The organism is Pseudonocardia broussonetiae (assembly GCF_013155125.1).
In the GTDB taxonomy this organism is placed as follows: domain Bacteria; phylum Actinomycetota; class Actinomycetes; order Mycobacteriales; family Pseudonocardiaceae; genus Pseudonocardia; species Pseudonocardia broussonetiae.
Window position 1 is genome coordinate 1279582 of sequence record NZ_CP053564.1, and the last position, 26336, is coordinate 1305917.

The window sequence follows — 26336 nt, forward strand, 5'->3', positions numbered from 1 at the left end:
TGCGTCATGGCGTGGATCGTGCTCGTCGTCTCGGGAGTGCTGGAGACCGTCTGGGCGTCGGCCCTGTCGCGGTCGGCCGGCCTCACCCGGCTCGTCCCGTCGCTCGTGTTCGGGATCGCCCTGGTCCTGAGCATGGCGGGGCTGGCCTACGCGCTGCGGACCCTTCCCGTCGGCACCGGTTACGCCGTCTGGGTCGGCATCGGGGCGGTGGGTACCGCCGCCTTTGGCATGGCGGTGCTCGGCGAACCGGTGACGACCGCCCGATTGCTGTGCCTGCTGCTCATCGTGGGCGGAGTGGTCGGCCTCAAGTTCCTCCATTAGGCCCAGCAGTCACAAGATCAGGTCACGAAAACCTCACGCTCGGGTGATGTGCGCATGGGCCGGATCATCACAGGGAACTCACCCTCAGCGGGTCGTCGAGCGCGGCCTCAGGGGCAAACATGGAGGATTTCTGATGGGCATTCTGGGCTGGATCATCGTGGGTGGCCTGATGGGCGCACTGGCCAAGGCCATCATGCCGGGCAACGACCCGGGCGGCATCATCGTCACGATCATCATCGGCATCGTCGGCGGCCTGCTGGGCGGCTTCATCGGATCCGCGCTGTTCGGCGTCTCGACGGGTGGCTTCTTCGACATCCGCACCTGGCTGATCGCCCTCGTCGGTGCCCTGCTGCTTCTGGGCATCTACCGCGTGGTCGCCGGACGCCGGAGCGTTCGACACTGACCTCGTTCCACACCGAAGGCCCCGTCCCCTCCCGGGACGGGGCCTTCGGCCTGTCCGGGCCCATGATGGGCCGGTGATCCCCGGCGCGGTGACGGTCCGCCTGCTGCTCGCGCTGGCCTGCCTCGCCGTTCCGGCCTGGGTGCTGGCGACGCGCTGGTCCACGGTCCTGCACGGCCACCCCGCGTACCCCGTCCTGCTGGTGGCGCTCGTCGTCGCCGGGGTCGTCGTGGCGGTGCGCGCCCGCCGTCCGCGGCGCCCCGGGCGCGGGCGCACGGCCGGACGCGTCGTCGCGGCCCTGCTGCTGGTCGGCCTGCTGGCGGCGACCGCGTGGCTGCGCCCGTTCGCCGCGACGACCACAGACCCCCTCGCCGTCGACGGGCCCACCACCTGGGAGCTCCGGCCGGCCGGGCCGCCGTCGGAGGTCGGGGTCGTGTTCTACCCCGGCGCGCGCGTCGACCCCCGCGCCTACCTCGCGCTGCTGCGCCCCCTGGCCGACGCCGGGCACCTCGTCGTGGTGGTGGAGCCGCCGCTGGACATCGCGCTGCTCGTCGGCGCTCCCCCGTTCGACGCCCACCCGGAGGTCGCCCGCTGGGTGGTCGGAGGGCACTCGCTGGGCGGCACGGCGGCGGCGATGGTCGACGACCCGCGCGTCGCCGGGCTGCTGCTGTGGGCCTCCTACCCCGCCGACGACCAGTCCGCCCGCGACCTCCCCACGCTCTCGGTCTCCGGCGACCGCGACGGCCTCGCCACCCCCGACGACATCGCCGCCACCGCGTCCCGGCTGCCTGCGGGCGCGCGGTCGGTCGTGGTGGAGGGCGGCGTGCACGCCTACTTCGGCGACTACGGCGAGCAGCCCGGCGACGGCGTCCCCACGGTCGACCGGGCGTCGGCGCAGCGGCAGATCGTGGACGCGAGCCGGGAGTTCGTGGAGGGGATCGGATGAGCGCCGGCCGATGAGTCCGGCGCGCCCGCCTCGTCCCATGCTCGTGCCCGCCACGACAGCCCGCCGCCTGTTCGAGCTCCTCGAGCCGATCTGCCTGGTCACCTACCTGGCCGACGAGTCGAACGAGGAGCTGGCCGCGCTCGGCCACCGCACCTACTGGGACGGCTACTTCGCCGCCCGCGCCGCGCCCCTGGGACGGGTGCCGGCGCAGGTCGTGCACGCGGCCTTCTACAGCTTCGCCGAGGGCGAGGCCGCGCGGCACATCCCGAGCGCGTGGGAGACCGTCCCGCCGGAGGTCTCCTTCGACGCGTGGCGGCGGGGCAGCGCGGCCTCCGTGCGGCGGATCCTCGGCGAGCTGGCCGACTCCCCCGGCCTGGCGCGCGCCGCCGACCTGGTCACGCGGGCCGCCACGAGCGCGCCCACCGAGGGACGGGTGCTGTACGCGGGGTGGCGGGCCCTCCCGGTGCCCGACGAGCCGGTCACCCGGCTGTGGCACTCCGCCACCATGCTGCGCGAGCACCGAGGCGACGGGCACGTCACCGCGCTGCTCGCCTCGGGCGTCGGCGGTACGGAGGCCCACGTGCTGTCCGCGCTGGACATGGGCATCCACCCGCCGGAGACGTTCGGGCGCATCCACCACCTGCCGAGGACGAGGCTGGCCGAGGTCATGGCCGGGCTGCGCGAGCGCGGCCTGGTCGACGCCGACGGCCGGTCCACCGCCGCCGGCCGCGAGACGACGCGGCGCATCGAGGCCCTCACCGACGAGCTCGCCGCCCCGCCGTACGAGGCGCTGGCCGCCGGGGAGCTCGCGGAGCTGGTCGCGGCGCTCGAACCCCTCACCGCGCGGCTGGTGGCGGCAGGGTCGCGGTGAGGAACGACGAACGCCGGGCGTCCGTGGAGGACACCCGGCGTTCTGGTGCGGTGGCGGTGGGATTTGAACCCACGGAGGCTTTCACCTCACACGCTTTCGAGGCGTGCTCCTTCGGCCGCTCGGACACGCCACCGCCGACGAGCTTACAAGAGCCCCGGGGGGCGGGCGGGCGCCGGGGGCCGTGAGCGAACCGTGATCGACGCCGGGGCCCGGTCCGGGCAGAATCCGCCCGTGCCCACCCCGCTCCGGCGCCTCCTCGCCGCCACCGTCCTCGCCGCGACGACCGTGCTGCTCGCGGCCGGCTGCGCCCCGGCCGAGCAACCCGCACCGGCGGCGTCCGGGGCGTGCGACCCGGCCGGGCTGCCCACCCTCACCGCGGGGACGCTGACGATCGGCACGGACCAGCCGGTGTACCCGCCGTGGTACCTCGACGACGACCCGACGTCCGGGCGGGGCTTCGAGAGCGCCGTGGCCTACGCGATCGCCGACCGTCTGGGGTACGCCCGCGAGGCCGTCACCTGGGTGCGGGTGCCGTTCAACGCGGCCATCGCGCCGGGGCCGAAGACCTACGACCTCAACCTGACCGAGTTCTCGATCAGCGACGAGCGCCGCCAGGCCGTCGACTTCTCCTCGCCCTACTACGACGTCGCGCAGGCGGTGATCACGGTGGAGGGCAACGCGTTCGCGGGCGCCACCACGATCGCCGAGCTCAAGGGCGCGCGCCTGGGCGGGCAGGTCGGCACCACGAGCTACCAGGCGATCGTCGACCAGATCGCGCCGACCACCGCGCCCGCGGTCTACAACACCAACGACGACGCGAAGCTGGCGCTGCAGAACGGCCAGGTCGACGCGCTGGTCGTCGACCTCCCGACGGCGTTCTTCATCACCTCCGCCGAGCTCGACGGCGGCGTGATCGTCGGGCAGCTCCCGGCGGGCGACGGGGTCCCGGAGCAGTTCGGCGCGGTGCTGGACAAGGACAGCCCGCTGACGGGCTGCGTGTCCGAGGCCGTCGACGCGCTGCGCGCCGACGGCACGCTCGACGCGCTGGAGCAGGAGTGGCTCGCCTCCGCGGGAGCGGCGCCCGAACTGCGGTGACCCTGGAACTCAGCCCACTGGCGCAGGACCGCGCGCGCTACCGGCGCTCCCGGGCGCGCCGGTCGACGGCGGTCGCGCTCGTCTCGACGGTGGTGTTCGCGGCCGCCGTCGTCGTCGGGCTGGTCAACACGCCGGGCTGGCCCCGGGTGCAGGCCACCTTCCTCGACCCGCAGGACGCCTGGGACGCGCTGCCCTCGGTGCTGGCCGGGCTGTGGCTCAACATCCGGGTGCTGGTCGTCGCCGAGCTGGGGATCCTGGCGCTGGGTCTGCTGATCGCGCTGCTGCGCACCCTGCGCGGGCCTGTGTTCTTCCCGGTGCGGGCGCTCGCGATCGGCTACGTCGACCTCTTCCGCGGGGTGCCGCTGCTCATCGCGCTCTACCTCATCGGGTTCGGCCTGCCCGCGCTGCGGCTGCAGGGCGTGCCGACCGACGTGGCCGTGCTCGGCACGATCACGCTGATCCTCGTCTACTCCGCCTACGTCTCCGAGGTCTTCCGCGCCGGCATCGAGTCGGTGCACCCCTCGCAGCGCGCGGCGGCGCGGTCGCTGGGGCTGACCCACCGGCAGTCGCTGCGGCTGGTGATCCTGCCGCAGGCCGTCCGCCGGGTGCTGCCGCCGCTGCTCAACGACTTCGTGGCGCTGCAGAAGGACGTCGGGCTGATCTCGGTGCTCGGGGCCGTCGACGCGATCCGGGCGGCGCAGATCCAGTCGGCGCTGCTGTTCAGCTTCACCCCCTACGTCGTCGCCGGGCTGCTGTTCGTGCTGCTGGCCATCCCCACAGGCCGCATCGCCGACGCGGTGGCGGCGCGCGCGGCGCGGCGGGAGGGCGCATGACCGTCGACACGGAGAAGGGGGCGTCGCCGGTCCTCGAGGTCCGCAACCTCGTCAAGCGCTACGGGGAGACGACGGTCCTCGGCGGGATCGACCTGACCGTCGGCGAGAACGAGGTCATCACGCTCATCGGGGCGTCGGGCTCGGGGAAGTCGACGCTGCTGCGGTGCGTCGACCTGCTCGAGGACGTCGACGACGGGCAGATCCTGCTCGACGGCGACGACGTGTCCGACCCCCGCCGCGGTCCGCGGGCCGCCGCGGCGGCGCAGCGGCGGATGGCGATCGTGTTCCAGGCGTTCAACCTGTTCCCGCACATGACGGCGCGGCAGAACGTGGCCCTGGCCCCGCGCGTCGTGCACGGGCTCACCGGCGACGCGGCGGACGAGCGCGCCGACGAGCTGCTGGAGCGCGTCGGGCTGGCCGCGTTCGCCGGCGCCTACCCCGACCGGCTCTCCGGCGGGCAGCAGCAGCGGGTCGCGATCGCCCGCGCGCTGGCCGTGCGCCCCCGCCTGCTCCTGCTCGACGAGATCACCTCGGCGCTCGACCCGGAGCTGGTCGGCGAGGTGCTGGCCATCGTGCGCGAGCTCGCGCGCGGGTCGGTGACGATCCTGATGGCGACCCACGAGATGGGCTTCGCCAAGCAGGTGTCGGACCGCGTGTGCTTCCTCGACGGCGGCGTGATCCTGGAGTCCGGACCGCCCGGCCAGGTGCTCGGCGCGCCCCGCGAGCCGCGCACGCAGGAGTTCCTCGCCCGCGTCATCGCGGCGGGACGGCTGGCCTGACCCTCAGCTCGTCGGCGGCCCCGATCGCGATGTCGATCATGCGCGACCGGTCGAGCCCGGGGAGGTCGGCCAGCGCGACCCACTCGGCGTGGTCGGAGCTGCCGCCGACCTCGTCGCGCAGCTCACCGCCGGTGATCTCGCCGGTGTAGAGGATCCGCAGGGCGTGCACGTCGGCCGGGCGCCCGTCGATCTCGGACCAGTGCGTCGAGTCGACGTGCAGCAGCTCGCCCAGCCGGACCTCGAGGCCGGTCTCCTCGGCGACCTCGCGCACGGCCGCCGCCCGCGGGTCCTCGGCGTGGTCGAGCCCCCCGCCGGGCAGCGTCCACCTCTGCGAGCGGGTGAACCGCACCAGCAGCACCGCCCCGTCCCGGACGCACAGCACGTACGCCCCCACCCGCATCCGCCGCTCCACGCCGCGAACGTTAGCGGTGCCCCGCGAAGAACGACTCCAGCAGCGCGGCGCACTCGCGCTCCAGCACCCCGCCGACGACCTCGGGGCGGTGGACCAGCCTGCGGTCGCGCAGCACGTCCCACAGCGAGCCCGCCGCGCCCGTCTTGGGCTCCCACGCCCCGAACACCACCCGCGAGACGCGCGCGAGGCCCAGCGCCCCCGCGCACATCGTGCAGGGCTCGACCGTCACGGCGAGCGTGCAGCCCTCCAGCCGCCACTCCCCCCGCACGGCCGCGGCGGCGCGCAGGGCGAGGACCTCGGCGTGCGCGGTGGGGTCGCCCAGCGCCTCGCGGGCGTTGCCGGCGGCGGCCAGCTCGCGCCCGTCGGCGTCGACGACGACCGCGCCGATCGGGACGTCACCGGTGCGCGTGGCGGCCGCGGCGAGCACGAGGGCGCGGCGGACCAACGCCTCGTCGGAGGCGGGACGGGTCACCGCGCGTCGACGACCTCGGCGAGCGCGTCGGCGAACCCGCAGCGGCGGCCGATCGCGGCCAGCTGCTCGTCGGGGTAGAGCTCCAGCTCACCGGCGAGGACCTCGAGCTCCTCGGCGGTCATGCCCAGGTCGGCGAGGATCGACAGGTCACCCTCGGGCCACGGGTCGTCGAGCGCGTCCTCGTCGGGCGGCAGCTCCACGCGCAGCAGGTCGAGCACGTCGGCGGCGACGTCGTAGTCGATGGCGGCCACGGCGTCGGACAGCATCAGCGCGATCCCGCCGGGCACCGGGCGGACGAGCACGAAGAACTCGTCGTCGACGTCGAGCAGGCCCACCACCGCACCCTCGACGCGCAGCGCGCGCAGCTCGGTGATGACGGCGTCGAGATCGACCAGCGAGTCGGGGCCCAGACGTCTGCAGCGCCACCGTCCGGCCTCCCGGATCGCCGCGACGGCGTACCCGGGCAGGGCCTGTCCCCGCACGCCCGCGGGCGCCTGGACGCTCTGCACCGCCATGACACTACGGTAGGCCTCCGGTGCACTGTGGTCCACACCACAAGCCCGGATCAACCCCCTCGTGCGGCGCCCGGGATGCCAGGATTCAGGCCATGCCCGACCTCTGCACGCAGGCGCGCGCGCTGCAGCCGCGGACGGTGGCCCTGCGGCGCGCGATCCACCGCCGGCCCGAGGTCGGACTGCACCTCCCGCACACCCGCGACGCCGTCCTCGACGCCCTCGCCGACCTCCCGCTGCAGGTCCACCTCGGCGTCGGCGTCAGCTCGGTCGTCGCCGTGCTCGACGGCGCCCGCCCCGGCCCGACGATCCTGCTCCGCGGCGACATGGACGCCCTGCCGATGCACGAGGACACCGAGCTCCCGTTCGCCTCCGAGGTGCCCGGCGCGATGCACGCCTGCGGGCACGACACGCACGTCGCGATGCTCGCGTCGGCCGCGCGGCTGCTCGCCGGGCGGCGCGCCGAGCTGGCCGGGCGGGTGCTGTTCATGTTCCAGCCGGGCGAGGAGGGCTTCCACGGCGCCCGACACATGATCGACGAGGGGCTGCTCGACGCCACCGGCCCCGCCGGACGCCCCGAGCGCGCCTACGCACTGCACATCAGCGCCACGATCCCGTCCGGCGAGGTGCACGTGCGCCCCGGGCCACTGATGGCCGCGGCCGACACCGTCCGCATCACCGTGCGCGGGCGCGGCGGGCACGCCTCGGCGCCGCACGACGCCGTCGACCCCGTGCCGGCCGCCGCCGCGATGATCGGCGCGATGCAGACCGCGATCACCCGCGAGGTGAGCGCGCACGACCCCGCGGTCCTCACGATCGCGCACCTCACCGCGGGCACGACCACCAACGTCATCCCCGAAACGGCCTTCATGGAGGGCACGATCCGCACGCTCTCGGCGCCCGTGCGGGAGCGCGTGCGGGAGATCGTCCGCCGGGTGTGCCGCTACACCGCGCTCGCCCACGGCTGCTCGGCCGACGTCGTCGTCGAGCCCGGCTACCCGGTCACGGTCAACGACGACGGCGCCGTCACCACGCTGGCCGCGCTGGGCCGCGAGGTGCTCGGCCGCGGGCGGGTCGTGACGATGCCGACGCCGATCCTGGGCGCGGAGGACTTCTCCTACGTGCTGGAGCAGGTCCCGGGCGCGCTCGCGTTCCTCGGCGGGTGCCCGGCCGGCGTCGAGCCGTCGGTGGCACCGCCCAACCACTCCAACCGCGTGGTGTTCGACGAGGCCGCGATGGTGTCCGGGGTCGCGGTCTACGCCGGGCTGGCGCTCGACGCGCTGCGCTGACGCGCCACTATGACCGGGTGATCTCCCTGCCCGAGCTGTCGGAAGCACTGCGCACCGGTGAGCTGTCCCCCGTCGACCACGTCCGGCGGACCTGCGAGGCCCTGGCCGCCGACGCGCACAACGCCGTGGTCCTGCTCGACGCCGACCGCGCGCTCGCCGAGGCCGCCGTGCGCGCCGACGAGCTCGCGCGCGGCGAGTGGCGCGGGCCGCTGCACGGCGTCGCGGTCGGGGTGAAGGACCTGTTCGACGTGGCCGGGCTGCCGACCCGCGCGGGCTCGCACGTGCTCGACGACGCCGGTCCGGCCGTCGCCGACGCCGCGGTCGTCGCGCGGGTGAAGGCGGCGGGCGCGGTCGTCGTCGCGAAGCTGCACACGCACGAGTTCGCCTACGGCCCGACCGGCGACGTCTCGGCGTCCGGCCCGGCCCGCAACCCGCACGACCCGACGCGGATCACCGGCGGCTCCTCGTCCGGCTCCGCCGCGGCGGTGGCGGCCGGGCACCTGGCGCTGGCGCTGGGCACCGACACCGGCGCGAGCGTGCGCACCCCGGCGGCGCTGTGCGGGGTCGTGGGGCTCAAGCCGGCGTACGGGCGGCTGCCCGTCGACGGGGTGTTCCCGCTGTCGGAGACCTGCGACCACGTCGGGTTCCTCACCGCCGACGTCGACGGCGCCGTGCTCGCCTGGGACGCGCTCACCGGCACCGGGACGGCGGCCGTCGCGCGGAAGGTCGGGGTGCTGGTCGACGACTACTGGCGGCCCGCCGACCCCGCGCTCACCGCGGCGCTCGACGCGGCCGTGGCGCGGCTGCGGGCCGACGGCGTCACGGTGGTGGAGGTGCGCACCCCGATGATCGACGAGCTGGCCGCGACCTACCCGGTGATCGTCGGCGCGGAGGCGTACGCGACGCACGCACGCTGGGTCGCCGAGCGGCCCGAGGCCTACCAGCCCGCCACCCGCGTGCGGCTGGAGCCCAACGGCGACCTGCCCGCGCACGCCTACGTCGACGCCCTGCGCACGCGGCGGCGACTGGTGGCCGAGCTGCAGGCCGCGGTCGGTGACGTCGACGCGCTGGTCCTGCCCACCACCCGCCTGCGGGCCACGCCGATCGGGCAGGAGAGCGTCGACGGGGTGGCGGTTCGGCCGGCCCTGCTCGCCCTGACGCTGCCGTTCAACCTCACCCGCTGGCCCGCGGTCTCGGTGCCCGGCACGACCGACGGCCTCCCCGCCGGGGTGCAGGTGGTGGGCGTGAGGCTCGACGAGCGGGGGGTGCTGGCGCTGGCGGCCCGGCTCGTGCCCTGAGAGTTGCAGCAAGGCCACCTCGTGGACGCTTTCCGTCATCAAGGTGGCCTTGCTGCAACGGGTCGGACCGCGGCCGGACTCGGGAGGACCGCCACCGTGAGGTGGTCGCTACTCTCTCCGCGTGACGGAGCGGGCGGTCTGCGTGATCGGTACCGGGTTGATCGGCGGCTCGCTGATGCGCGCCGCGGAGAAGGCGGGCCGGGCGGTGTGGGGCACGAGCGCGTCGGAGGACACGGCGGCCGAGGCCCGGGCCGACGGCTTCGACGTCACCACCGACACCGACGACGCCCTGCGCCGCGCCGCCGACGCCGACGCGCTCGTCGTGCTGGCCGTGCCGCTGCCGGTGCTGCCCGAGGTGCTGCGCCGCGTCGACGCCGTGGCGCCGGAGGTGCGGCTGACCGACGCCGTGAGCGTCAAGGTCGCTGTGGCCGACGCCGTGGCCCGGTACGCGCCGCGCGCGCGGTACGTCGGCGGGCACCCGATGGCGGGTACGAGCGAGTCGGGGTGGTCGGCGGGGCTCGCGGAGCTGTTCGTCGACGCCGCGTGGGTGGTGGCCGCCGACGACGGCCTCGACCTCGACGTCTGGCGCGACGTCGCCGAGCTCGCCTGGGCCTGCGGCGCCCGCGTGGTCCCGGCCGCGGCCGACGAGCACGACCTCGCGGTGGCGCGCGTGTCCCACCTGCCGCACCTGCTCGCCGCCGTGCTCGCCGCGGTCGGCGCGGGCGGCGACGACGCCCTGCCGCTCGCCCTGGCCGCCGGCTCCTTCGCCGACGGCACCCGCGTCGCGGGCACGCGCCCGGAGCTCGTCCTCGCGATGTGCGAGGGCAACCGCGACGCCCTGCTCGGCGCCGTCGACGACGCCCTGGGCCGGCTCGGCGCGATGCGCGGCGCGCTCGCCTCCACCGGCGGCCTCACCGCCACGGTGTTCGCCGGGCACGCGGGCCGCGAGCGCTGGGCTGCGAGCCGCGACCCGAAGGGGGTGAAGGTCAGCCTGAAGGGGCGCGCCCCGCTGGCCGCCCTGCGCGCGGTCGGACGGCGCGGAGCCGTGGTGTCGGGGTGGAAGGCCTGACCCCGACTCGGTCGCAGCGAGAGCCCGACTCGCGGGTCTTCTAGGTCGTCGCCCCCGGTGCCACCGGGGTGAGGCGGGCGGCCACGCCCGGGTAGCGCTGCACCACGCCGTCGGCGTCGACCGTGAGCTCCGCGCCGAAGTCGTCCCAGCGGAACGCGACGCAGGCGGCGCCGGCGTCGTCGAGGACGGAGACGGTCTCGTAGACCTGCTCCACCTCCTGCACCTCCAGCCCGGGCAGCGTCACGAACGCCATCGGCAGCGTGTGCGTGCCGACCCCGGTGTGCAGCCCCAGGCGCCGGATCGGCACCGTGTTGAACATCGGGCTGTGCGCGAGGTCGACGTCGACCGCACCGCCGAACGGCGCGCGGGTGCCGCCGGAGCCCGTGTCGAGCAGCCAGAAGCCGTCCTCGGTGCGGTTCAGCGTGAGGTGCCGCTCCCGCTGGGCGGTGGCGCTGGTCACCGACAGGCGCTCCACCGTGCCGTCGTCGGCGACGACGAGCCGGTAGGACGCGGTGTAGTCGCCGTCGGGCCCGGTGCGGACCATCCGGCCCAGTGCGCGGAATCCGCCACCGGCCCCGAGCAGCAGCCGGGTGCCTTCGAGCCCGTGGCCGTCCTCGGCCTGCCAGGTCAGCATGGTCGTCACGCGGACCACCGTAGTTGCACCGGGCACCGCGGCGCGCCCTCCGGGTGAGGGGGCGGGTCACATCTGCGTCGCACCACGGTCGGTAGCCCCCTTCTCGAGCGTCGGCGCCATCCTGCACCAGCGCGCGGGCATCTCACCAGCACCGTGCCGATCAGGTCCGGGCCCCTCAGCTCCCGCGCACGGCGTCGGCGGGCTCCAGGTCGTCGCGCAGGCCGCGCAGGACGGGGTGGCGCAGCCGGCCGGTGTCGGTCCAGCCGAGGTGCTCGACGTCGACGACGACGCCCGGCTCGCACCAGTGCACGCCCGCCGCGTCGGCCCGTTCGAGCTTCTCCGCGAACGGTGGCGACGGCGCCGCGACGGCCGCCAGCCGCGGGCCGAGCGCCCGCTGCGTCGCGTCGTCGCCGAGCCCGGACCCCACGCCTCCGGCGAACGCCAGGCCGTGCCGGTTCAGCACGCCGAGGAGGAGCGACCCGATCCGGGACGGGTCGGTGCCCTCGCGCCAGCCCCCGACCAGGCACGCCTGCGTGCGCCGGTGCGACACCGTCACCCAGCCCGCGCTGCGCTCCCCCGGCCGGTAGGGCGCCTCGCGCCGCTTCGCGACGACCCCCTCCATCCCCCGCTCCGCGGTGACGGCGAGCAGCGTGGGCCCGTCGGTGTAGGTCGGCGAGAGCGACAGCGTGGGCGCCGCCGCCGCGTCGAGACGCTCCAGGGTGGCGCGACGCTCGTGGAAGGGGCGGTCGAGCAGCGGCACGCCGTAGAGGCGCATCACGTCGAACGCCATGAACGTGACGGGGCGGGCCCGCGCGGTGCGCTCGTCGATCGCGCGGTGCAGCCGCGCGGCCAGCGCCGCGGAGCTCGGGACGCCGTTGTCCAGCAGCACGACCTCGCCGTCGAGCAGCACGTCGGGGGCGAGCGCGCGCAGGTCGCGCAGCTCGGGGAAGTGCGTGGTGACGTCGGCGCCGTCGCGGCTGCGGAGCGTGAGCACCCCGTCGACGACGTCGGCGAGCACGCGCATCCCGTCCCACTTCACCTCGTAGATCCATCCCGGGCCGCTCGGAAGGGCTCCAGGGGTGGCGAGCATGGGCTGCACGCCGTCATGCTGACATCCATGCGGGCGATGTGGAGCGGTGCCGTGTCCTTCGGGCTGGTGAGCGTGCCGGTGAAGGCGTACGCGGCCACGACCAACCACGACATCCGGTTCCACCAGGTGCACGGCGCCGACGGTGGACGGATCAAGTACAAGCGCACCTGCTCGCTCGACGGCGAGGAGGTCGAGTACGCCGACATCGTCAAGGGCTACGAGACCGAGGACGGCGAGCTGATCACGCTCACCGAGGAGGACATCGACTCCCTGCCCACCGCCACCGGGCACGAGATCGACGTCATCGAGTTCGTGCCGGCCGACCAGATCGACCCGCTGCTGTTCGAGAAGTCCTACTACCTCGAGCCCGACGCGAAGGCGGCCAAGCCCTACGCCCTGCTGCGCGAGGCGCTGATCGACACCGACCGGATGGCCGTCGTGAAGGTGGCGCTGCGGCAGCGGGAGAGCATCGCGCTGCTCCGCGTGCGCGGCAAGGCGATCGTGCTGCAGACGATGCTGTGGCCCGACGAGGTGCGCGAGCCCGAGTTCGACATCCTCGACGCCGACGTGGAGCTCCGCCCGCAGGAGCTGCAGATGGCGGCGTCGCTGGTGGAGAGCCTGGGCGCCGACTTCGACCCGTCGGCCTTCCACGACGACTACCGCGACGCGGTGGTCGCGATGATCGAGCAGAAGCGCTCCACGGGCGAGACGCGGCCCGCGCCGGTCGCCGAGAAGTCCGACGAGGGCGACTCGATGACCGACCTGCTCACGGCCCTGCAGCGCAGCGTCGAGGCCGCGCGGGCGGGCAAGCCCGACGCCGCCCCGGCCAAGGAGACCAAGGCCGAGGAGCCCGCCGAGAAGCCGAAGCCGGCGCGCAAGCCCGCGGCCCGCAAGTCGGCGGCGAAGAAGTCCGACGACGAGGAGTCGGCGCCCCGCAAGCGCACGCGCAAGCCGGCCTGACGACCCGTGAGTGGGAACCGTGGCCCTGGCCACGGTTCCCACTCACGAGGGGTCAGGGGCCGAGCTGGGTGCCGCTGGGCACGCCGTCGTCGGCGAGGGTCTGGAACAGGGCGCTCGCCCGGTCGCGGTCCCAGTTCACGGCGCCGTCGCGCACCGGGACGGTGGTGGTGACGCCGCCGTCGGAGACCCCGCGCATGGCCAGGCCGAAGAAGGCCAGGTTCCAGACGTGGTCGCCCTCGTCGACGGTGATCGCGCTGGACAGGCCCGTGGCCAGCGGGACGATCCGGAACGGGTTGAGCAGCGTCGTGGGGCTCGTGACCTTCTGCAGCAGCGCGGCGATGAACGCGCGCTGGCGCTCGACCCGCCCGAAGTCCGACGACGCCGTGGCGCGCGTGCGGACGTAGCCCAGCGCGGTGGCCTGGTCGAGGGTCTGGCAGCCGGCCTCGATGTCGAGCGCGGCCTTCGGGTCGGTGATGGCCTCCGGCACGCACAGGTCGACGCCGCCCACGGCGTCGACGACGTTGACGAAGCCGGTGAACCCGATCTGCACGTAGTGGTCGATGTGCAGGCCGGTGGCGCCCTCGACCGTGCTCACGAGCAGCCCGGGGCCGCTGCCGGGCGCATCGCGCTCCCCGCGCCCGTACGCTGAGTTGATCTTGTGGCGGCCGTGGCCCGGGATCTCGACCAGCGAGTCGCGCGGAATGCTCACCAGCGTCGACGGCCCACTGCCGGTGTGCAGCAGCATGATCGTGTCGGTGAGCTCGGACTCCGGGTCGCCGGTGGCGAGCTCGGCGCGCTGCTCGGGCGTGAGGTCGGCGCGGCTGTCGGAGCCGACGATGAGGTAGTTGGTGCCCGAGGTGCTGTTGGCGCTCTCGTCGGGCAGGGCGGCGACGCGGTCCAGCGACACGTCGATGTAGACCGCGAAGCCGACGACCAGCACCAGCAGGACGACGAGGCCGGTGCGGATGCGGCGGCCCCAGTCGGGGCGCCGGGTCGGGGGCCGGGTGCCGGCCGGGCGGCGCGGCGGCGGGCCGGAGGGGCGGCGGTCCGACGGGCGCGCCGGACGGCCCGTCCGCTCGGGCGGCAGCACGGACGTCTCGGGCGCCCTCCGCCCGCCCGCCACCGTCGGCCGGTACCCCTGCTGCGGGGACGCCGGACGCGGCGGAGCCGGGCGGGGCGGGGACTGGCCCGGAGGCGACTGGCCCGGAGGGGACTGCGGCGTGGCCGACGGCGGCCAGGACGGCGGCAGCGGGCGCCCTCCGCCCGAGCCTCCGCCGGAGCCACCGCCGGAGCCGGGCTGCCGGGGGCGCCGGGGGTCGCCCCATCCGGGGGTTCCCCGGCGCGGCGGTCGTCCGTCGTCCATCTGCCCCCACCATCTATCGGCCGGCGGTCAGGATACGCGCGCGGTCTCACCCGGTCGGACGTGCGGAGCGGCGCCGGGGTTCCCGGCCATCAGGAGTTGAGCAGCGGCTCACCCTCGAAGACGCCCAGCTCCTCGTTGTAGAACTCGATGCCGACGCCGTTGGGGTCGCGGATGTAGAGGCTGTTGTCGATGCCGCGGTCGGGACCGATGTACTCCACGCCCGCCTCGTCCAACCGGGCGCGGACGGCCGCGAACTCCTCGGGCGAGGTCGACAGCGCGATGTGCTGCACGGCGCCGATCGTCTCGGAGAAGTCCGGGTGGTCGTGGCCGGGGAAGTCGAAGAAGCCCAGCAGGTTGCGGTTGCCGATGTCGAAGAAGAAGTGGCTCGACCCGTTGTAGTCGCGGTTCTCCACGAGCTCGACCAGCGGGAACCCGAGCAGGTCCTGGTAGAAGCGGATCGTCTCCTCGACGTCCTTGCAGATCAGCGCGGCGTGGTGGACGCCCTTGACCGTCGAGCGGGGCCGCTCGGCCGCCGGACGCAGGTACTTCTCCTTGAGCTCCGCGCGGCGCGCGCGGACGGCGTCGAGCTCGGCACCCTCGGGCTGTGGCATCGGAGGTTCCTTCCGTCGTGATCAGGTGTCCCGGCAACGATAGTTGCATCTACAACATTCCCGCGCCATCCGGCTGGCAGCGCGGGCACCACCACGTCTCGCGGCCGTGCGGGGTGCGCTCCGGCGGCGCGAAGGCCACCGGGGTGCCGCACCGGAAGCAGGGTCGGCGCGCCCGACCGTAGACCCAGTGGCGCCGCCCCGGCCGGGGGTCGCCGGTGGTGATCTGCCGGTGGTTGACGGCCACCGCGTCGCGCAGCAGGTCGCGGCCGCGCGCCAGCAGCGGGACGACGTCGACCTCCCCGACGGGCCGCCACGGGCTCGTGCGCTCCAGGAACAGCAGCTCCTGCGCCCACATGTTGCCCAGCCCCGCGACCCGCCGCTGGTCGAGCAGGGCGACGACGGCGGGCAGCGCGGGATCGGCGCGCAGCCGGGCCGCGGCGAGGTCGAGGTCCGGGTCGTCGGCGAGCAGGTCGGGTCCGAGGTGGCCGACCACGCGGTGCTCGTCGCGGGTGCGGACGACGGTCAGCACCGGCAGCGCGACGCCCGCCGCGGTGCGCCCGTCGTCGAGGTGCAGGGCCACGCGCAGGTCGCGCGCGACGGCCCGGGGCAGCCGCTTCCCCACCCCCAGCACCGACCAGCTCCCGCTCATCCGCAGGTGCGAGTGCAGCGTCCACCCGGCGTCGGTGCGCATCAGCAGGTGCTTGCCGCGCGGGTGCCAGCCGGTGATCCGCTGCCCGCCGAGGTCGACGGTCGCCCAGCGCGGGTGCCGCAGATCGCTGCGGACGATCGACGCGCCGGCGAGCTGCCCGTGCAGCCGGGCGGCCAGCCGCGCGATGCTGTCGCCCTCCGCCATGCCCACCTCCCCGCCGGGGGTGTCCCGGCGGGGCACGGGGTACACACGGGCGTGATCGATCGCTTCGACGGCTGGATCGCCGGCCTCGGTACGGGGCACGGCCTGCGGGTCGTCGCCGGGATCTGGCCGCGCTCCCCACTGGGCCCGTTCACCGACGTCATGGTGGAGCGGCCCGACGGGCACCGGCTGCTGCTCGCGCCCTCCGGCGCGGTGGCGGAGTTCGTGGCGGGCACCTACCTGTTCGACGAGGTGCGGGTGGGCCCGGTGCGCAGCCGGACCGACGGCACGCGCTGGGAGGTCGACGCCGCGCCGCTCGCGCTCGCCTTCACGGTCGGGCGGCGGCCCGTGCTCGGGGCGCTGCTGCGCGCGGTCCCCCGCCCGGTCGCGACCGACCCGCGGTGGATCTCGCTCATCGACCTCGTCGCCCGGCGCGTCCTGCCCGGCGTGCGCACCCGGGGCAGTGCGGCGGGCGGGCGCGAGGAGTTCTACGGCGCGCTCGACCTGCACCGCGTCACGTCGGCGAGCGTCGTCTGGGAGGGGGCCGACCAGGGCGGGGTGGCGCCGGTCGACCCGCCCGTCCGGTTCGGGTTCGGGTCGACGCCGCGGGTCCCGTCGCTGACCCGGGTGGTGACGCTGGTCCGGAGCGGCTGATGCAGACGTTCCTGCCCTACCCCGACTTCGCCCGGAGCGCCGCCGCGCTCGACCTCAAGCGCCTGGGCAAGCAGCGCGTCGAGGCCCTGCAGGTGCTGCGGGCCGTCACCCGGCACACCTACGGCTGGAAGCGGCACCCGGCCGTCCGGATGTGGGCCGGGTTCCCCGACGGCGTCGCCGCGTACGGGCTCGCGACCTGCGACGAGTGGGTGACCCGCGGGCACGGCGACACCTGCGCGGCCACGATCGGCGCCGACCTCGCCGAGGCGGGCCGGCCGCCGCCGCGCACCCAGGCCGCGCTGGCCCGGCTCGCGCTGCTGCCCGACTGGATCGGCGACGAGCGGGTGCACCGCAGCCACCGCGCGGCGCTGGTGCGCAAGGACCCGGAGTTCTACGGGCCGCAGTTCCCCGACGTCGACCCGGAGCTGCCGTACTTCTGGCCGGTCTGACCCGTCCCGGAGCCGGGGCTCACAGCCAGCGCGGCGGCACCGGGAGCTCGCCGCCGAGCGCGGTGAGCGCCGCGCCGCCGGTCCGGCCGGTGACCCAGCCGAGCAGCTGCGCGGCGGGTCCGTGGACCTCGACCCCGCCCCCGTCGGGTCCCAGGCGCCAGGTGCGGTCGCGGTCGGTGGCCGTCAGCGTCGCCGACGGGCAACCGTCCCTGCTGCTCAGGACGCCGGTGACGTCGTCGAGCAGGGTGTCGACGACCTCGGGCGGCAGGTCCGACACGGTCGTGCCCGACGCGAGGTCGACGGAGTGCAGCCACACCTCGCGCACCCGCATCCACGGGATCTCCGCCGCCGGGAGGGCGCGGCCCAGCGCGCTGCGGACCGTGTTCTGCCAGGTGCGGTCGTCGAGCGCGGCCAGGGCGACGTCGAGGTCCTCGGCGGTGCTCGTCAGCTCCCGGCGCAGCGTCTCGGCCGGGCGCTGCGCGGACGACTCGATCTCGGCGGCGCGCTGCTCGGCGTCGGCGTACATCGGCGTCTCGACGCCGGTGCGGGCCCAGGTGGCCAGCCGGGTCAGCGCCTCCGCGTTGCGGGCCACGTGCGCGATGAGGTGCGCGCGGCTCCACCCGGGGAGCGCGCTGGGGGCGCGCAGGGCGTCGTCGGGCAGGGCGTCGACGAGCTGCACGAGGAACTCCGTGCCGGCACCCATCCACGGCAGCGTCGCCGTCACGTCGCGTCTCACGCGGCCCCCCACCTCCCCGGCCGGTGCCTCCGGCCGCCCGAACCGTGCCACACGGCCCGTACCGCCGGGTACCGCGCCCGGCGCGGCCCACACCTCACGATGCCTCGCGCGCCCCGTCGGCCACCTCGTCGACGAACTCCTCGGCCGGGGCCCGCAGCAGCCCGTGCGCCTCCAGGAACACCTCGTGCGCCGCGCGTCCCGACCACCCCGGGGGCAGCAGCTCGGGCGGCAGGTCGGGGTCGCGGAACGGGAAGAGCCGGTAGTCGTGCATCAGCCGCATCCGCTCGACCAGCGCCTGCGCCCCGCGCAGCTCCCCGGCGCGGTAGCGGCCCAGCCGGGGGCGGTAGGCGGCGAGCAGGGCGGCGTAGTCGCGGTCGAGGCCCGCGAGGTCCCACGAGCGGGCCGCCATGTCGCGGTCGGCGCCGACGCCGTCGGACCGGGCGCGGAAGGCGTCGAGCCGGACCGAGGGCCGGTCGGCGAAGTCCGCCTTCACCTGCGCGGTCCGGTCGTGCGGGCTGAGCCAGACCGACGACGACAGCGGCCCGAAACCGAGCCAGGACAGCTTCTTGCGCAGCTGCTCGCGCAGCGCCCGCTCCGTCTCCGGCACCGAGTAGATGACCATGTGCCACTGCCCGTCCCAGGGGCCGGTGGCGCGGTCGAAGATGCGGGAGCGGCCCTCGTCGAGCAGCCGCCACGCCGTGTCGGTGAGCACGTAGGTGGTCTCGCGGCCGTCGCGGCGGCTGGCCAGCCAGCCCTCCTTGCGCAGCCGCGTCGCGACCACGCGCACCGTCGTCTCGGGGACGTCGAAGCCGGCCATCAGCGCCGTGAGCGTGCGCAGCCGGACCTCGCCGCCGCGGTAGCGCAGGTAGTCGCCGAACAGGTCGAACACCAGTGATCGCGCCTTCACCCGGCCCACCCCTCCCGTGCCGTTCCGTTGACGGCCGTTGCGCCCCCGCCCCATGATGGCGCCGATCACCCGACCCCCCGCAGCTGGGAGCACATGATGGCCGAGACGTTCGTCCTGATCACCGGGGCGTGGCACGGCGGATGGGCCTGGCGTCCGGTCGCCCAGCACCTGCGCGCCTCCGGGCACACCGTGCACACGCCCACCCTGCCGGGCGTCGCCGACGGGGACGACCCCACCGGCCTGCACCTGTCCGACGTCGTGGACTTCGTGGTCGAGTACGTCGAGAGCCGCGACCTGCACGACGTGACGCTGGTCGGGCACAGCTGGGGCGGCTACCCGATCACCGGCGCGGCGCCGCGCCTGGCGTCCCGGCTGAAGAAGGTCGTCTACTGGAGCGCGTTCGTGCCCGCGGCCGGCCGCTCGCTCTACGACGAGGTGCCCCCGCCCTACCAGGAGCTGTTCGCCGGAGTGGCCGCCGCGTCCGGGAACAACACGGTGACGCTGCCCTTCGAGGTGTTCCGCGACGGGTTCATCGCCGACGCGCCCGAGGCCGTGCAGAAGCTCGTGCACGACCTGCTGGTGCCGCACCCGATGCAGTACTTCACCGAGACCGTCGAGCCGATCGACCCGGCGACGCTCGGCGTGCCCGTGGCCTACGTCTTCAGCGTCGACGACGTGGCCCTTCCGCCCGGCGAGTACGGCTGGGTGCCGCGCTTCCCCGAGCGGCTCGGCGTCACCGCGATCGAGGCCCCCGGCAGCCACGAGGCGATGTTCACCCAGCCCGCGGGCCTGGCGGAGGCGCTGCTGAAGGCCTGACCCCGCACGCGAACGGCACTCTCACCCAACGAGGTTGGGCGAGAGTGCCGTTCGCGCGAGGCCCCAGCGCGAGGCCCCAGCGCAGGCCCCAGCACGAGGCCCCAGCACGAGGCCCCAGCGCGGGGCCCGGTGCGGGCGTCAGCACATCGGGCGACCCTCGCCCTCCCGGCCCGCAGCGCCGCGCGCCGGTAGGTTCGGTGCCGCCATGAGCGCTCCAGGAGGACCCGTGCAGCCAGGATCGGACCCGACCCGGCGCATCCCGGACCCCACGCGCCGCCTCGACGGCCCGCCGACCGAGCGCCTCGACCCCGGCGCCGGTCCGGGCGCCGGTCCGGGCACCGTGCTCGGCGGGCGCTACCGGCTCGAGGGGCTGCTCGGCTCCGGCGGCATGGCCGACGTCCACCGCGCCGAGGACCTGCGGCTCGACCGGGCCGTGGCGGTCAAGGTCTTCCGCCCCGGCACCGACCCGGACGGGGAGCGGCGCTTCGCCGAGGAGGCCCGCACGCTCGCCGGGCTGCGGCACCCCGGGCTCGTCGCCGTCCACGACTACGCCGTCGAGCGCGGCCGCGCCTACCTCGTGATGGAGCTGGTCGACGGCCCCACGCTGGCCCAGGAGCTCACCCGCGAGCCCTACGACGCCGAGTCCGCGACGCGCGTCGGCCTGGAGCTGGCGCAGGTGCTCGCCTACGTGCACGGCGAGGGCGTGGTGCACCGCGACGTCAAGCCGTCCAACGTCCTCGTCGACCGCGACGGCCGCATGCGCCTGGCCGACTTCGGCATCGCCCGGCTCGTCGGCAACTCGGGTCTGACGTCGGCCGACCTCGCCGTCGGCACCGTCGCCTACCTCGCCCCCGAGCAGGTGCGCGGCGAGGCCGTGGGCGCACCCGCGGACGTCTACGCCCTGGGCCTGCTGCTCCTGGAGGCGCTGCGCGGGCGCCGCGTGTTCGACGGCGACGACTGGACGGCCGCCGAGCAGCGGCTCGACCGGCCCCCACCCGTCCCCGCGTCGCTGCCCGAGCCGCTGCGCAGCACGCTGCGCGCGATGACCGACCCCGATCCCCGACGCCGCCCCGACGCCCGGGAGGTGGCGGCCCGGCTGAGCGCGCCCGCCGCCGCCCCGGAGCCCGAGCGCCCCGACCGGCGCGGGCTGTGGGTCGGGCTCGCGGTGCTCGCCGTCGGCCTGGTGGCGCTGTTCGCCCTCACCCGCGGCGGCGACGAGCCGGCCGACCCGGCGCAGGCCGCCCCGTCCTCGGCGGTGGAGACGACGGAGGCCGAGCCGACGGAGGACGCCGCCGACCCGACCACCGAGCCGAGCACCGACGCCGACGACGGCACCGACGCGGGCGACGGCGACGGCGGCATCTCGTTCCCCGACATCCCCTCCGACATCGCGGACATCCCCGACCTCGACATCCCCACCGACCTGCCCGAGATCCCGCAGGTCCCCGAGGGCGCCGTCGACGACGCCCGCAGCGCGTGGGAGCGGTTCACCGACTGGCTGGGCCAGTTCTTCTAGACGAGCGGGCCGGGGCTCAGGCCCCCTCGACCGCACCCGGGGGCAGGAAGTCGACGTCGTGCAGCGCGGAGAGCCGCACGACCTCGGCCGGGTCGGTCAGGTCGTGCAGCCGGTCGAACAGCTGCGCGAGCCGCCCGGCCGGGCTCACCCAGAACAGCGCGCGGGAGTTCGCGTCGCTGCGGTTGTAGTAGGCGTGCGGCAGCCCCTTCGGCATCCGCACGGTGTCGCCGGGGCCCGCCTTCTCCCACTGCCCGTCGAGGTAGAGCGTGAACACGCCCTCCAGCACGTAGATGTGCTCGTCCTGCGTGGTGTGCACGTGCGGCGGCACGCCGGTGCCGGGCGGGTCGAGCGTCTCGAAGGCGAAGCTGGTGTCGCTCGCCGCTTTGAGCGCGTAGGTGTGGCCGAGCACGTTCCAGATGCGGTTGCCCTCGCCCGCGAGGGTGATGCCGGCGGGCAGGGGTCCGAGCACGATCTCGTCTGCGGTCATCGGCAGATCACACCAGATCGCCGCGGCTCAGCACCCCCACCAGAGCCTGCCCGTCGACGACCGGCACCATCCGGAGCCCCTGCTCGGCCACCAGAGCCACCACCTCGCCCACCGTGGCGTCGACCGGCACCGTCACCGGGGTCCGGGTCATCACCGCGCCGACAGTGCGCGGGCCGCGCCGCCCGGCGATGCGGTCGCCGAGCAGGTCGGCCTCGCTGACGACGCCGACCAGCCGTCCCCCGTCGACGACGGGCAGCGCGGTGAACCGGCGCGCCAGCAGCAGCTCGACGGCGAGCTCGACGGCGTCCCCCGGCGCCACCGTGACGACGTCGGTCGTCATCAGCTCGCGCACCGGCGTGGCGGCGGTGAGCGCCGGCCGCTCCCGCCCCGGCCGGGTGAGCGCGAGCAGCACCTCGTCGTCGGCGTCGTCGCGCCCGGTGACCCGCCGCACCAGCGCGTCGAAGCGGCCGCGGCGCCGCGGCGGGCGGAGCAGGTCGCTGCGCGTGACGACCCCGACGAGGGTGCCCCGCTCCACGACCGGCATCACCCGCAGCTCGCCGTGCGCGCGCATCCGCTGCGCCACGACCGACGGGCTCGCCGTCGGCGGCATCGTCAGGACGTCGGGGTTCATGACCTGCTCGACGAGCGCGCTGTCGTCGCCGCCGGACTCGCGGTGGCGCAGCACGTCGAGCAGGCTCAGCACCCCGACGAGCCGGTGCCGGGCGTTGACCACCGGCAGCGCGCTGAACCCGAAGCGCCGCAGCCGCTCCAGCGCCACCGCGACGGTGGCGTCCCCCCGCACCGTGACGACCCGCGTGCTCATGACGTCCCGCACCCCTCGCGCCATGGCCCCACCGTAGGTCCGGGGCCCGCGCTCCGGCCACGCCTCCTGTCGGGGGTCCCGGGCACAATCGGGTCCGTGACCGACACGGTGGTGCAGGACGACCCCGACCTGAGCCGCGCCCGCGCGGGCGACGACGCCGCGTTCACCCGGCTCGTCGCCCCGCTGCGCCGCGAGCTGCACGCGCACTGCTACCGGATGCTGGGCTCCACCCACGACGCCGAGGACGCCCTGCAGGAGGCGCTCGTGCGGGCGTGGAAGGGGCTGCCCGGGTTCGAGGGCCGCAGCTCGCTGCGGTCCTGGCTCTACACCGTCGCCACCCGCACCTGCCTGACGGCGGTGGAGCGCCGCGGGAGGCGGGCGCTGCCGATGGACGTCGGCCCGGCCAGCGAGCACGTCGTCACCGGCGACACCCCGCTCGGCGAGGTGGCCTGGCTCGGCCCCTACCCCGACGTCGGGCTCGCCGCGGGCGCGGCCGCCCCGGAGGCGCGCTACGAGCAGCGCGAGGCCGTCGAGCTCGCGTTCGTCGCCGCCTGCCAGCACCTGCCGGGCAACCAGCGGGCCGCCCTGCTGCTGTTCGAGGTGCTCGGCTTCTCCGCCGCGGAGATCGCCGAGCTCATGCAGACCTCCACCGCGTCGGTCAACAGCGCGCTGCAGCGGGCGCGCCGGGTCGTCGCGGAGCGGGTGCCCGAGCGCACCCAGCAGCAGACGCTGCGCGAGCTCGACGACGCCCGCGTCCGCGCGATCGTCACCGGCTACTCCTCGGCGCTGGAGCGCGGCGACGCCGGCGCGCTGGTCGCCCTGCTCACCGAGGACGTCACGTGGTCGATGCCGCCGCTGCCGCACTGGTACCGCGGCATCGACGCCGTCACGGAGTTCGCGGTGGCCGTGCCGCTGGGCTCGTGCGGGCAGTGGCGCCACCGCCCCGTCACCGCCAACGGGCAGCCGGCCGTGGCCGCCTACCTGCGCGCCGACGGCGACGGCCCGTTCCTGCCGTGGTCGATCAACGTCCTCACGGTCCGCGACGGGCGCATCGCCGAGGTCGTCTCGTTCATCGGCGCCGGGCACTTCGCGGCGTTCGGCCTGCCCGGGTCGGTGGACTGAGGGTCAGTCGTTCTCCCACAGCGCCCACGGCCGGTCGCCCGCGAGGTAGGCGCGCTCCAGCGCCGAGCGCTCCTTGTTGGTGTCGGCCGGCGCCCAGAACCCGCGGTGCCGGTGGGCGAGCAGGCGGCCCTCCTTGGCCAGCGCCGCGCAGGCGTCGTCCATGAGGTCGCCGCCCTCGGGCAGGTAGTCGAAGATCTCCGGGCGCAGCACGAAGAAGCCGCCGTTCTCCCACAGCGGCATCTCGTGCAGCGGCGTGACGCTGGAGACGCGCCCGTCGGCGGCCAGGTCGACGCAGTGGAACGAGGCCTGCGGCGTGACGGCCAGCAGGGTGGCGACCGCGTCGGTGGCGGCGAAGTCGTCGACCATGGCGTCGAGGTCGAGGTCGGTGAGGACGTCGGCGTAGTTGGCCAGGAACATCTCCTCGCCCTCGACGTGCTCGCGCACCCGCCGCAGCCGCTCGCCGATCGGCGAGCCCTCGCCGGTCTGGACGAACGTGATCGTCCAGTCCTGGATGTCGGAGCCCAGCAGCTCGACCTCGCCCCCCTTGAGCACGAAGTCGTTGGACGCCGTCTCGTTGTACTCGAGGAAGAAGTCCTTGATGTACTGGGCGCCGTAGCCCAGGCACAGGACGAAGTCGGTGTGCCCGAAGTGCGCGTAGTAGCGCATGACGTGCCAGATCAGAGGGCGCGGGCCCACGCGGAACATCGGCTTCGGCACGTCGGTGACGCCGTCACGCATCCGGGTGCCGTAGCCCCCGCAGAACAGCACGACCTTCACAGGATCCCCCCGGTAACGGACATACCGGCACTCTAACGCCACGTGAGAGTTGGTCATCGACCCCGACGGGTGACGCTCCCGTCCGAACCGCACCGAGCGGCGCGCCGAAGGGGGGCGTCGCGGGCGGGGGCGTGATGGGGCAGAGTCGGGGCGTGCCCGGTGCCCGCGTCGTCCTCGCCGTCGACGGCAACTCGATCCTGCACCGGTGCTTCCACTCCCAGGCGCGCACGGGCTTCCGCTCCGCGGACGGGCGGCCCCGCTGGGCGGTGCGCGGGCTGCTGTCGCAGCTGGTCGCGGCCGTCGACCGGATCGGGCCGGACCACGTCGTCGTCGGCTTCGACGACCCGGCCGCGAGCGTGCGGCGCGAGCGCTGGCCGCAGTACAAGGCGCACCGCACGGAGAAGCTCGCCACGCTCGTCGAGCAGCTCGACGCCGCCGCCGACGTGCTGCGCGCGCTCGGGATCCCCGTCGTCGTGCCGACGGGCTGGGAGGCCGACGACGTGCTCGCCTCCGTCGCGCGCCAGGCCCCGGCCGCCGGTGCGACGACGGTGGTCATGACCTCCGACCGAGACGCCTTCGGGCTGATCGACGAGCACACGCGCGTGCTGCGGATCATCAACGGCGGCGTCGACGCCTCCCCGGTGCTCACGCCCGACCGGCTCGTCACGCTGCTGGGGGTGCGCCCCGACCAGTACCCCGACTTCGCGGCGCTGCGCGGCGACCCCTCGGACAACCTGCCCGGCGTCCGCGGGGTCGGGCCGCGCACCGCGGCCCGGCTGCTGGCCGCGCTCGGCGGGGCACAGGCCGCGTTCGACGACCTCGCGGCGGGCGGCACCCGCGTCGCCGACGCCGTGGGGCCGGCCGCCGCCGGACGGCTCGCCGCAGCCGGAGCCCGCGAGGCGTGGGAGCTCAACCGGCAGGTCATGGTGATGCGCGGGGACGTGCCCGTCGACCTCGGCGCCGGGTGCCTGCCGCTCCCCGTCGACGCCGTGCGCGCGGCCTTCGCCGAGCAGGACCTGCCCTGGACCGCCGCCACGGCGCTGCGGGCGCTCGCCCACGACGACTCGACTCCCCCGCCACCCGCCCGCACCGACCTGGAGACCGGCTGGTCCCCGCGGGGGTCCGGGCCGCGGCGCCGCCCGCCGCTGCCCCGCAAGCCCGTGGTCGACCAGCTCGCCCTCTTCTAGGCTGCGGTGCGCTACCGCGGCGGCCAGTCGAACTCGCGCAGGTAGCAGCTGCCGCACATCGACTCGTAGCCCACGTCGCCCTCGATGGCGACCTGGTCGCCGGACTGGGTGAACCCGCCGTCGACCGTGCGCGCGTTGAGGATGGCCTTGCGCCCGCACCGGCAGATCGTCTTCAGCTCCTCGATGGAGTGCGCGAGCTCCATCAGCCGGATGCTGCCCGGGAAGCCGCGGGTGCGGAAGTCGCTGCGCAGGCCGTAGGCGATCACCGGCACTCCGTCCTCGACCGCGAGCCGGAACAGGTCGTCGACCTGCGCCGGGACGAGGAACTGCGCCTCGTCGACGAGCACGCAGTCGACGGGCGGCACGCGCCCGGCGAGGACCCGCTCGCGCACCGGTACCTCCGGCCCCGCGACGAGGTCGACGTCGCGGTCGACGCCGATCCGCGACAGCACCGCCGGGCTCTTCGTGTCGGTCGACGGCTTGACGATGAGGACGCGCTGCCCGCGCTCCTCGTAGTTGTGCGCCACCTGGATCAGCGCCGTCGACTTGCCGGAGTTCATCGCGCCGTAGCGGAAGTACAGCTTGGCCACGGCCCACCGTAGCCCGGCGTCCCGGACGCCCCCCGCGTGCGTGACGGCCCCGCCCCGGGGTACCCGCCGCGCGTCAGCGCAGGACCACCCCACGAGGAGGTAACCATGGCCACGGGTGAGACCGGATTCAGCGACGTGATCTTCGACCTGGTGTCGGTGCAGTACCACTCGCTGAAGGCGGGTCACGACTACGGGCAGTACGTCCGCGACGCGCGCAACGCCGGCTACGACGACGTCGCGTCGTTCTTCGAGCAGGTCATGAAGGAGGACTCGGAGCGGGCGGCCCGCTGCCACGACTTCATGCGGAAGCTGGGGTCGAAGGAGGACATGGGCTCGACGCAGTAGCTGGTCCGGTACCGCGGCGAGCGCCTGCCGGCCGCGGGCGGAGGCGAGGACCAGGACCCGCACCGGGGACGGCGACCGGCCCGGGACCATCGTGGTCCCGGGCCGGTCGTCGGTGCGGTGTG

General features: G+C 75.2%; 32 protein-coding genes and 1 tRNA gene. 18 read left to right on the plus strand and 15 right to left on the minus strand.

Annotated features, from left to right (window positions below; all coding sequences use genetic code 11):
• The first annotated feature begins 6 nt into the window (after positions 1-6).
• The 4 genes from HOP40_RS06275 (at position 7) to HOP40_RS06290 (ending at position 2538) form a co-directional block, all read left to right on the plus strand.
• Complete coding sequence (locus HOP40_RS06275) at positions 7-321, plus strand: DMT family transporter (protein ID WP_172155529.1); 315 nt, start codon at positions 7-9, stop codon at positions 319-321.
• A 133-nt stretch (positions 322-454) separates the two neighbouring features.
• Entirely contained in the window at positions 455-724 is a 270-nt protein-coding gene (locus HOP40_RS06280) for a GlsB/YeaQ/YmgE family stress response membrane protein (RefSeq protein ID WP_172155531.1), read from the plus strand.
• A 73-nt stretch (positions 725-797) separates the two neighbouring features.
• Positions 798-1667, plus strand: coding sequence for an alpha/beta hydrolase (locus HOP40_RS06285; protein ID WP_205347105.1), 870 nt, complete (start codon positions 798-800; stop codon positions 1665-1667).
• Between the two features lie 37 nt (positions 1668-1704).
• Complete coding sequence (locus HOP40_RS06290) at positions 1705-2538, plus strand: SCO6745 family protein (RefSeq protein ID WP_172155533.1); 834 nt, start codon at positions 1705-1707, stop codon at positions 2536-2538.
• Between the two features lie 48 nt (positions 2539-2586).
• Here the strand turns inward: HOP40_RS06290 and HOP40_RS06295 are convergent.
• A tRNA-Ser gene (locus tag HOP40_RS06295) sits at positions 2587-2671 on the minus strand.
• 98 nt (positions 2672-2769) lie between these two features.
• On the opposite strand from HOP40_RS06295, the gene HOP40_RS06300 reads away from it, so the two are divergent.
• The 3 genes from HOP40_RS06300 to HOP40_RS06310 are packed head-to-tail and all read left to right on the plus strand — an operon-like array spanning position 2770 to position 5245.
• Positions 2770-3633: an ABC transporter substrate-binding protein gene (locus tag HOP40_RS06300; RefSeq protein WP_240157541.1), complete on the plus strand. Its 864-nt coding sequence runs from the start codon at positions 2770-2772 to the stop codon at positions 3631-3633.
• Entirely contained in the window at positions 3630-4466 is an 837-nt protein-coding gene (locus tag HOP40_RS06305; RefSeq protein WP_240157542.1) for an amino acid ABC transporter permease, read from the plus strand. The genes HOP40_RS06300 and HOP40_RS06305 overlap by 4 nt, the downstream gene beginning before the upstream one ends.
• Complete coding sequence (locus HOP40_RS06310; RefSeq protein WP_172155535.1) at positions 4463-5245, plus strand: amino acid ABC transporter ATP-binding protein; 783 nt, start codon at positions 4463-4465, stop codon at positions 5243-5245. The genes HOP40_RS06305 and HOP40_RS06310 overlap by 4 nt, the downstream gene beginning before the upstream one ends.
• Here HOP40_RS06310 and HOP40_RS06315 read toward each other — a convergent pair.
• The 3 genes from HOP40_RS06315 to HOP40_RS06325 are packed head-to-tail and all read right to left on the minus strand — an operon-like array spanning position 5220 to position 6644.
• Complete coding sequence (locus tag HOP40_RS06315) at positions 5220-5657, minus strand: NUDIX hydrolase (protein ID WP_205347106.1); 438 nt, start codon at positions 5655-5657, stop codon at positions 5220-5222. The genes HOP40_RS06310 and HOP40_RS06315 overlap by 26 nt on opposite strands.
• Before the next feature lie 10 nt (positions 5658-5667).
• The gene (locus tag HOP40_RS06320; protein ID WP_172155537.1) at positions 5668-6129 is read right to left on the minus strand and encodes a nucleoside deaminase; all 462 of its coding nucleotides are present in this window, start codon (positions 6127-6129) and stop codon (positions 5668-5670) included.
• Positions 6126-6644 (minus strand): tRNA adenosine deaminase-associated protein, encoded by a 519-nt coding sequence (locus tag HOP40_RS06325; protein ID WP_172155539.1) that lies wholly within the window; start codon positions 6642-6644, stop codon positions 6126-6128. Before HOP40_RS06325 ends, HOP40_RS06320 begins: the two co-directional genes overlap by 4 nt.
• A gap of 92 nt (positions 6645-6736) precedes the next feature.
• Between HOP40_RS06325 and HOP40_RS06330 the strand changes: the two genes are divergently transcribed.
• The 3 genes from HOP40_RS06330 (at position 6737) to HOP40_RS06340 (ending at position 10297) form a co-directional block, all read left to right on the plus strand.
• Positions 6737-7930 (plus strand): M20 metallopeptidase family protein, encoded by a 1194-nt coding sequence (locus HOP40_RS06330; protein WP_172155541.1) that lies wholly within the window; start codon positions 6737-6739, stop codon positions 7928-7930.
• 17 nt (positions 7931-7947) lie between these two features.
• A complete protein-coding gene (locus HOP40_RS06335; protein ID WP_172155543.1) occupies positions 7948-9228 on the plus strand; it encodes an amidase in 1281 nt (426 codons plus the stop codon).
• A gap of 175 nt (positions 9229-9403) precedes the next feature.
• Positions 9404-10297 (plus strand): prephenate dehydrogenase, encoded by an 894-nt coding sequence (locus HOP40_RS06340; protein WP_240157753.1) that lies wholly within the window; start codon positions 9404-9406, stop codon positions 10295-10297.
• 40 nt (positions 10298-10337) lie between these two features.
• Here HOP40_RS06340 and HOP40_RS06345 read toward each other — a convergent pair whose 3' ends face one another.
• Both HOP40_RS06345 and ligD read right to left on the minus strand, forming a co-directional pair.
• Positions 10338-10931: a putative glycolipid-binding domain-containing protein gene (locus tag HOP40_RS06345; RefSeq protein ID WP_240157754.1), complete on the minus strand. Its 594-nt coding sequence runs from the start codon at positions 10929-10931 to the stop codon at positions 10338-10340.
• Between the two features lie 175 nt (positions 10932-11106).
• Positions 11107-12021 (minus strand): non-homologous end-joining DNA ligase, encoded by a 915-nt coding sequence (ligD, locus tag HOP40_RS06350; protein ID WP_205347254.1) that lies wholly within the window; start codon positions 12019-12021, stop codon positions 11107-11109.
• A 27-nt stretch (positions 12022-12048) separates the two neighbouring features.
• Between ligD and ku the strand changes: the two genes are divergently transcribed.
• Positions 12049-12981, plus strand: coding sequence for a non-homologous end joining protein Ku (gene ku / locus HOP40_RS06355; RefSeq protein WP_172155552.1), 933 nt, complete (start codon positions 12049-12051; stop codon positions 12979-12981).
• 52 nt (positions 12982-13033) lie between these two features.
• Here ku and HOP40_RS06360 read toward each other — a convergent pair whose 3' ends face one another.
• The 3 genes from HOP40_RS06360 to HOP40_RS06370 form a co-directional block, all read right to left on the minus strand.
• Positions 13034-14071, minus strand: a complete 1038-nt coding sequence (locus HOP40_RS06360; RefSeq protein ID WP_240157543.1) for an LCP family protein — start codon at positions 14069-14071, stop codon at positions 13034-13036.
• Between the two features lie 362 nt (positions 14072-14433).
• On the minus strand, positions 14434-14955 hold the full coding sequence (locus tag HOP40_RS06365; protein WP_172155556.1) for a VOC family protein: 522 nt from the start codon (positions 14953-14955) through the stop codon (positions 14434-14436).
• A 49-nt stretch (positions 14956-15004) separates the two neighbouring features.
• Positions 15005-15808 carry a DNA-formamidopyrimidine glycosylase family protein gene (locus HOP40_RS06370; protein WP_172155558.1) on the minus strand — a complete coding sequence of 268 codons (804 nt, stop codon included), beginning with the start codon at positions 15806-15808 and terminating at the stop codon, positions 15005-15007.
• A 51-nt stretch (positions 15809-15859) separates the two neighbouring features.
• On the opposite strand from HOP40_RS06370, the gene HOP40_RS06375 reads away from it, so the two are divergent.
• Both HOP40_RS06375 and HOP40_RS06380 read left to right on the plus strand, forming a co-directional pair.
• Positions 15860-16459 (plus strand): hypothetical protein, encoded by a 600-nt coding sequence (locus tag HOP40_RS06375; protein WP_172155560.1) that lies wholly within the window; start codon positions 15860-15862, stop codon positions 16457-16459.
• Positions 16459-16908 carry an MSMEG_6728 family protein gene (locus HOP40_RS06380; protein ID WP_172155562.1) on the plus strand — a complete coding sequence of 150 codons (450 nt, stop codon included), beginning with the start codon at positions 16459-16461 and terminating at the stop codon, positions 16906-16908. Before HOP40_RS06375 ends, HOP40_RS06380 begins: the two co-directional genes overlap by 1 nt.
• Before the next feature lie 19 nt (positions 16909-16927).
• Here HOP40_RS06380 and HOP40_RS06385 read toward each other — a convergent pair whose 3' ends face one another.
• Both HOP40_RS06385 and HOP40_RS06390 read right to left on the minus strand, forming a co-directional pair.
• A complete protein-coding gene (locus tag HOP40_RS06385) occupies positions 16928-17644 on the minus strand; it encodes a maleylpyruvate isomerase family mycothiol-dependent enzyme (protein WP_240157544.1) in 717 nt (238 codons plus the stop codon).
• Positions 17645-17738: 94 nt separating this feature from the next.
• Entirely contained in the window at positions 17739-18551 is an 813-nt protein-coding gene (locus HOP40_RS06390) for a PaaX family transcriptional regulator (protein WP_172155564.1), read from the minus strand.
• A gap of 96 nt (positions 18552-18647) precedes the next feature.
• Between HOP40_RS06390 and HOP40_RS06395 the strand changes: the two genes are divergently transcribed.
• Positions 18648-19367, plus strand: coding sequence for an alpha/beta fold hydrolase (locus HOP40_RS06395; RefSeq protein ID WP_172155566.1), 720 nt, complete (start codon positions 18648-18650; stop codon positions 19365-19367).
• Positions 19368-19593: 226 nt separating this feature from the next.
• On the plus strand, positions 19594-20883 hold the full coding sequence (locus tag HOP40_RS35380; RefSeq protein WP_240157545.1) for a serine/threonine-protein kinase: 1290 nt from the start codon (positions 19594-19596) through the stop codon (positions 20881-20883).
• A gap of 16 nt (positions 20884-20899) precedes the next feature.
• Here HOP40_RS35380 and HOP40_RS06405 read toward each other — a convergent pair whose 3' ends face one another.
• On the minus strand, positions 20900-21370 hold the full coding sequence (locus HOP40_RS06405; protein ID WP_172155568.1) for a cupin domain-containing protein: 471 nt from the start codon (positions 21368-21370) through the stop codon (positions 20900-20902).
• A 7-nt stretch (positions 21371-21377) separates the two neighbouring features.
• Positions 21378-22217: a CBS domain-containing protein gene (locus HOP40_RS06410; RefSeq protein WP_205347108.1), complete on the minus strand. Its 840-nt coding sequence runs from the start codon at positions 22215-22217 to the stop codon at positions 21378-21380.
• A gap of 72 nt (positions 22218-22289) precedes the next feature.
• On the opposite strand from HOP40_RS06410, the gene HOP40_RS06415 reads away from it, so the two are divergent.
• Positions 22290-23315: a sigma-70 family RNA polymerase sigma factor gene (locus HOP40_RS06415; protein ID WP_240157546.1), complete on the plus strand. Its 1026-nt coding sequence runs from the start codon at positions 22290-22292 to the stop codon at positions 23313-23315.
• 3 nt (positions 23316-23318) lie between these two features.
• On the opposite strand, the gene HOP40_RS06420 is transcribed toward HOP40_RS06415, so the two are convergent.
• Complete coding sequence (locus HOP40_RS06420) at positions 23319-24092, minus strand: sugar phosphate nucleotidyltransferase (protein ID WP_172155578.1); 774 nt, start codon at positions 24090-24092, stop codon at positions 23319-23321.
• Between the two features lie 152 nt (positions 24093-24244).
• On the opposite strand from HOP40_RS06420, the gene HOP40_RS06425 reads away from it, so the two are divergent.
• On the plus strand, positions 24245-25279 hold the full coding sequence (locus tag HOP40_RS06425) for a 5'-3' exonuclease (RefSeq protein ID WP_172155579.1): 1035 nt from the start codon (positions 24245-24247) through the stop codon (positions 25277-25279).
• An 11-nt stretch (positions 25280-25290) separates the two neighbouring features.
• Here HOP40_RS06425 and HOP40_RS06430 read toward each other — a convergent pair whose 3' ends face one another.
• A complete protein-coding gene (locus HOP40_RS06430; protein ID WP_172155580.1) occupies positions 25291-25869 on the minus strand; it encodes a thymidine kinase in 579 nt (192 codons plus the stop codon).
• Positions 25870-25974: 105 nt separating this feature from the next.
• Between HOP40_RS06430 and HOP40_RS06435 the strand changes: the two genes are divergently transcribed.
• Complete coding sequence (locus HOP40_RS06435; RefSeq protein WP_172155581.1) at positions 25975-26214, plus strand: acyl carrier protein; 240 nt, start codon at positions 25975-25977, stop codon at positions 26212-26214.
• Positions 26215-26336: the final 122 nt, after the last annotated feature.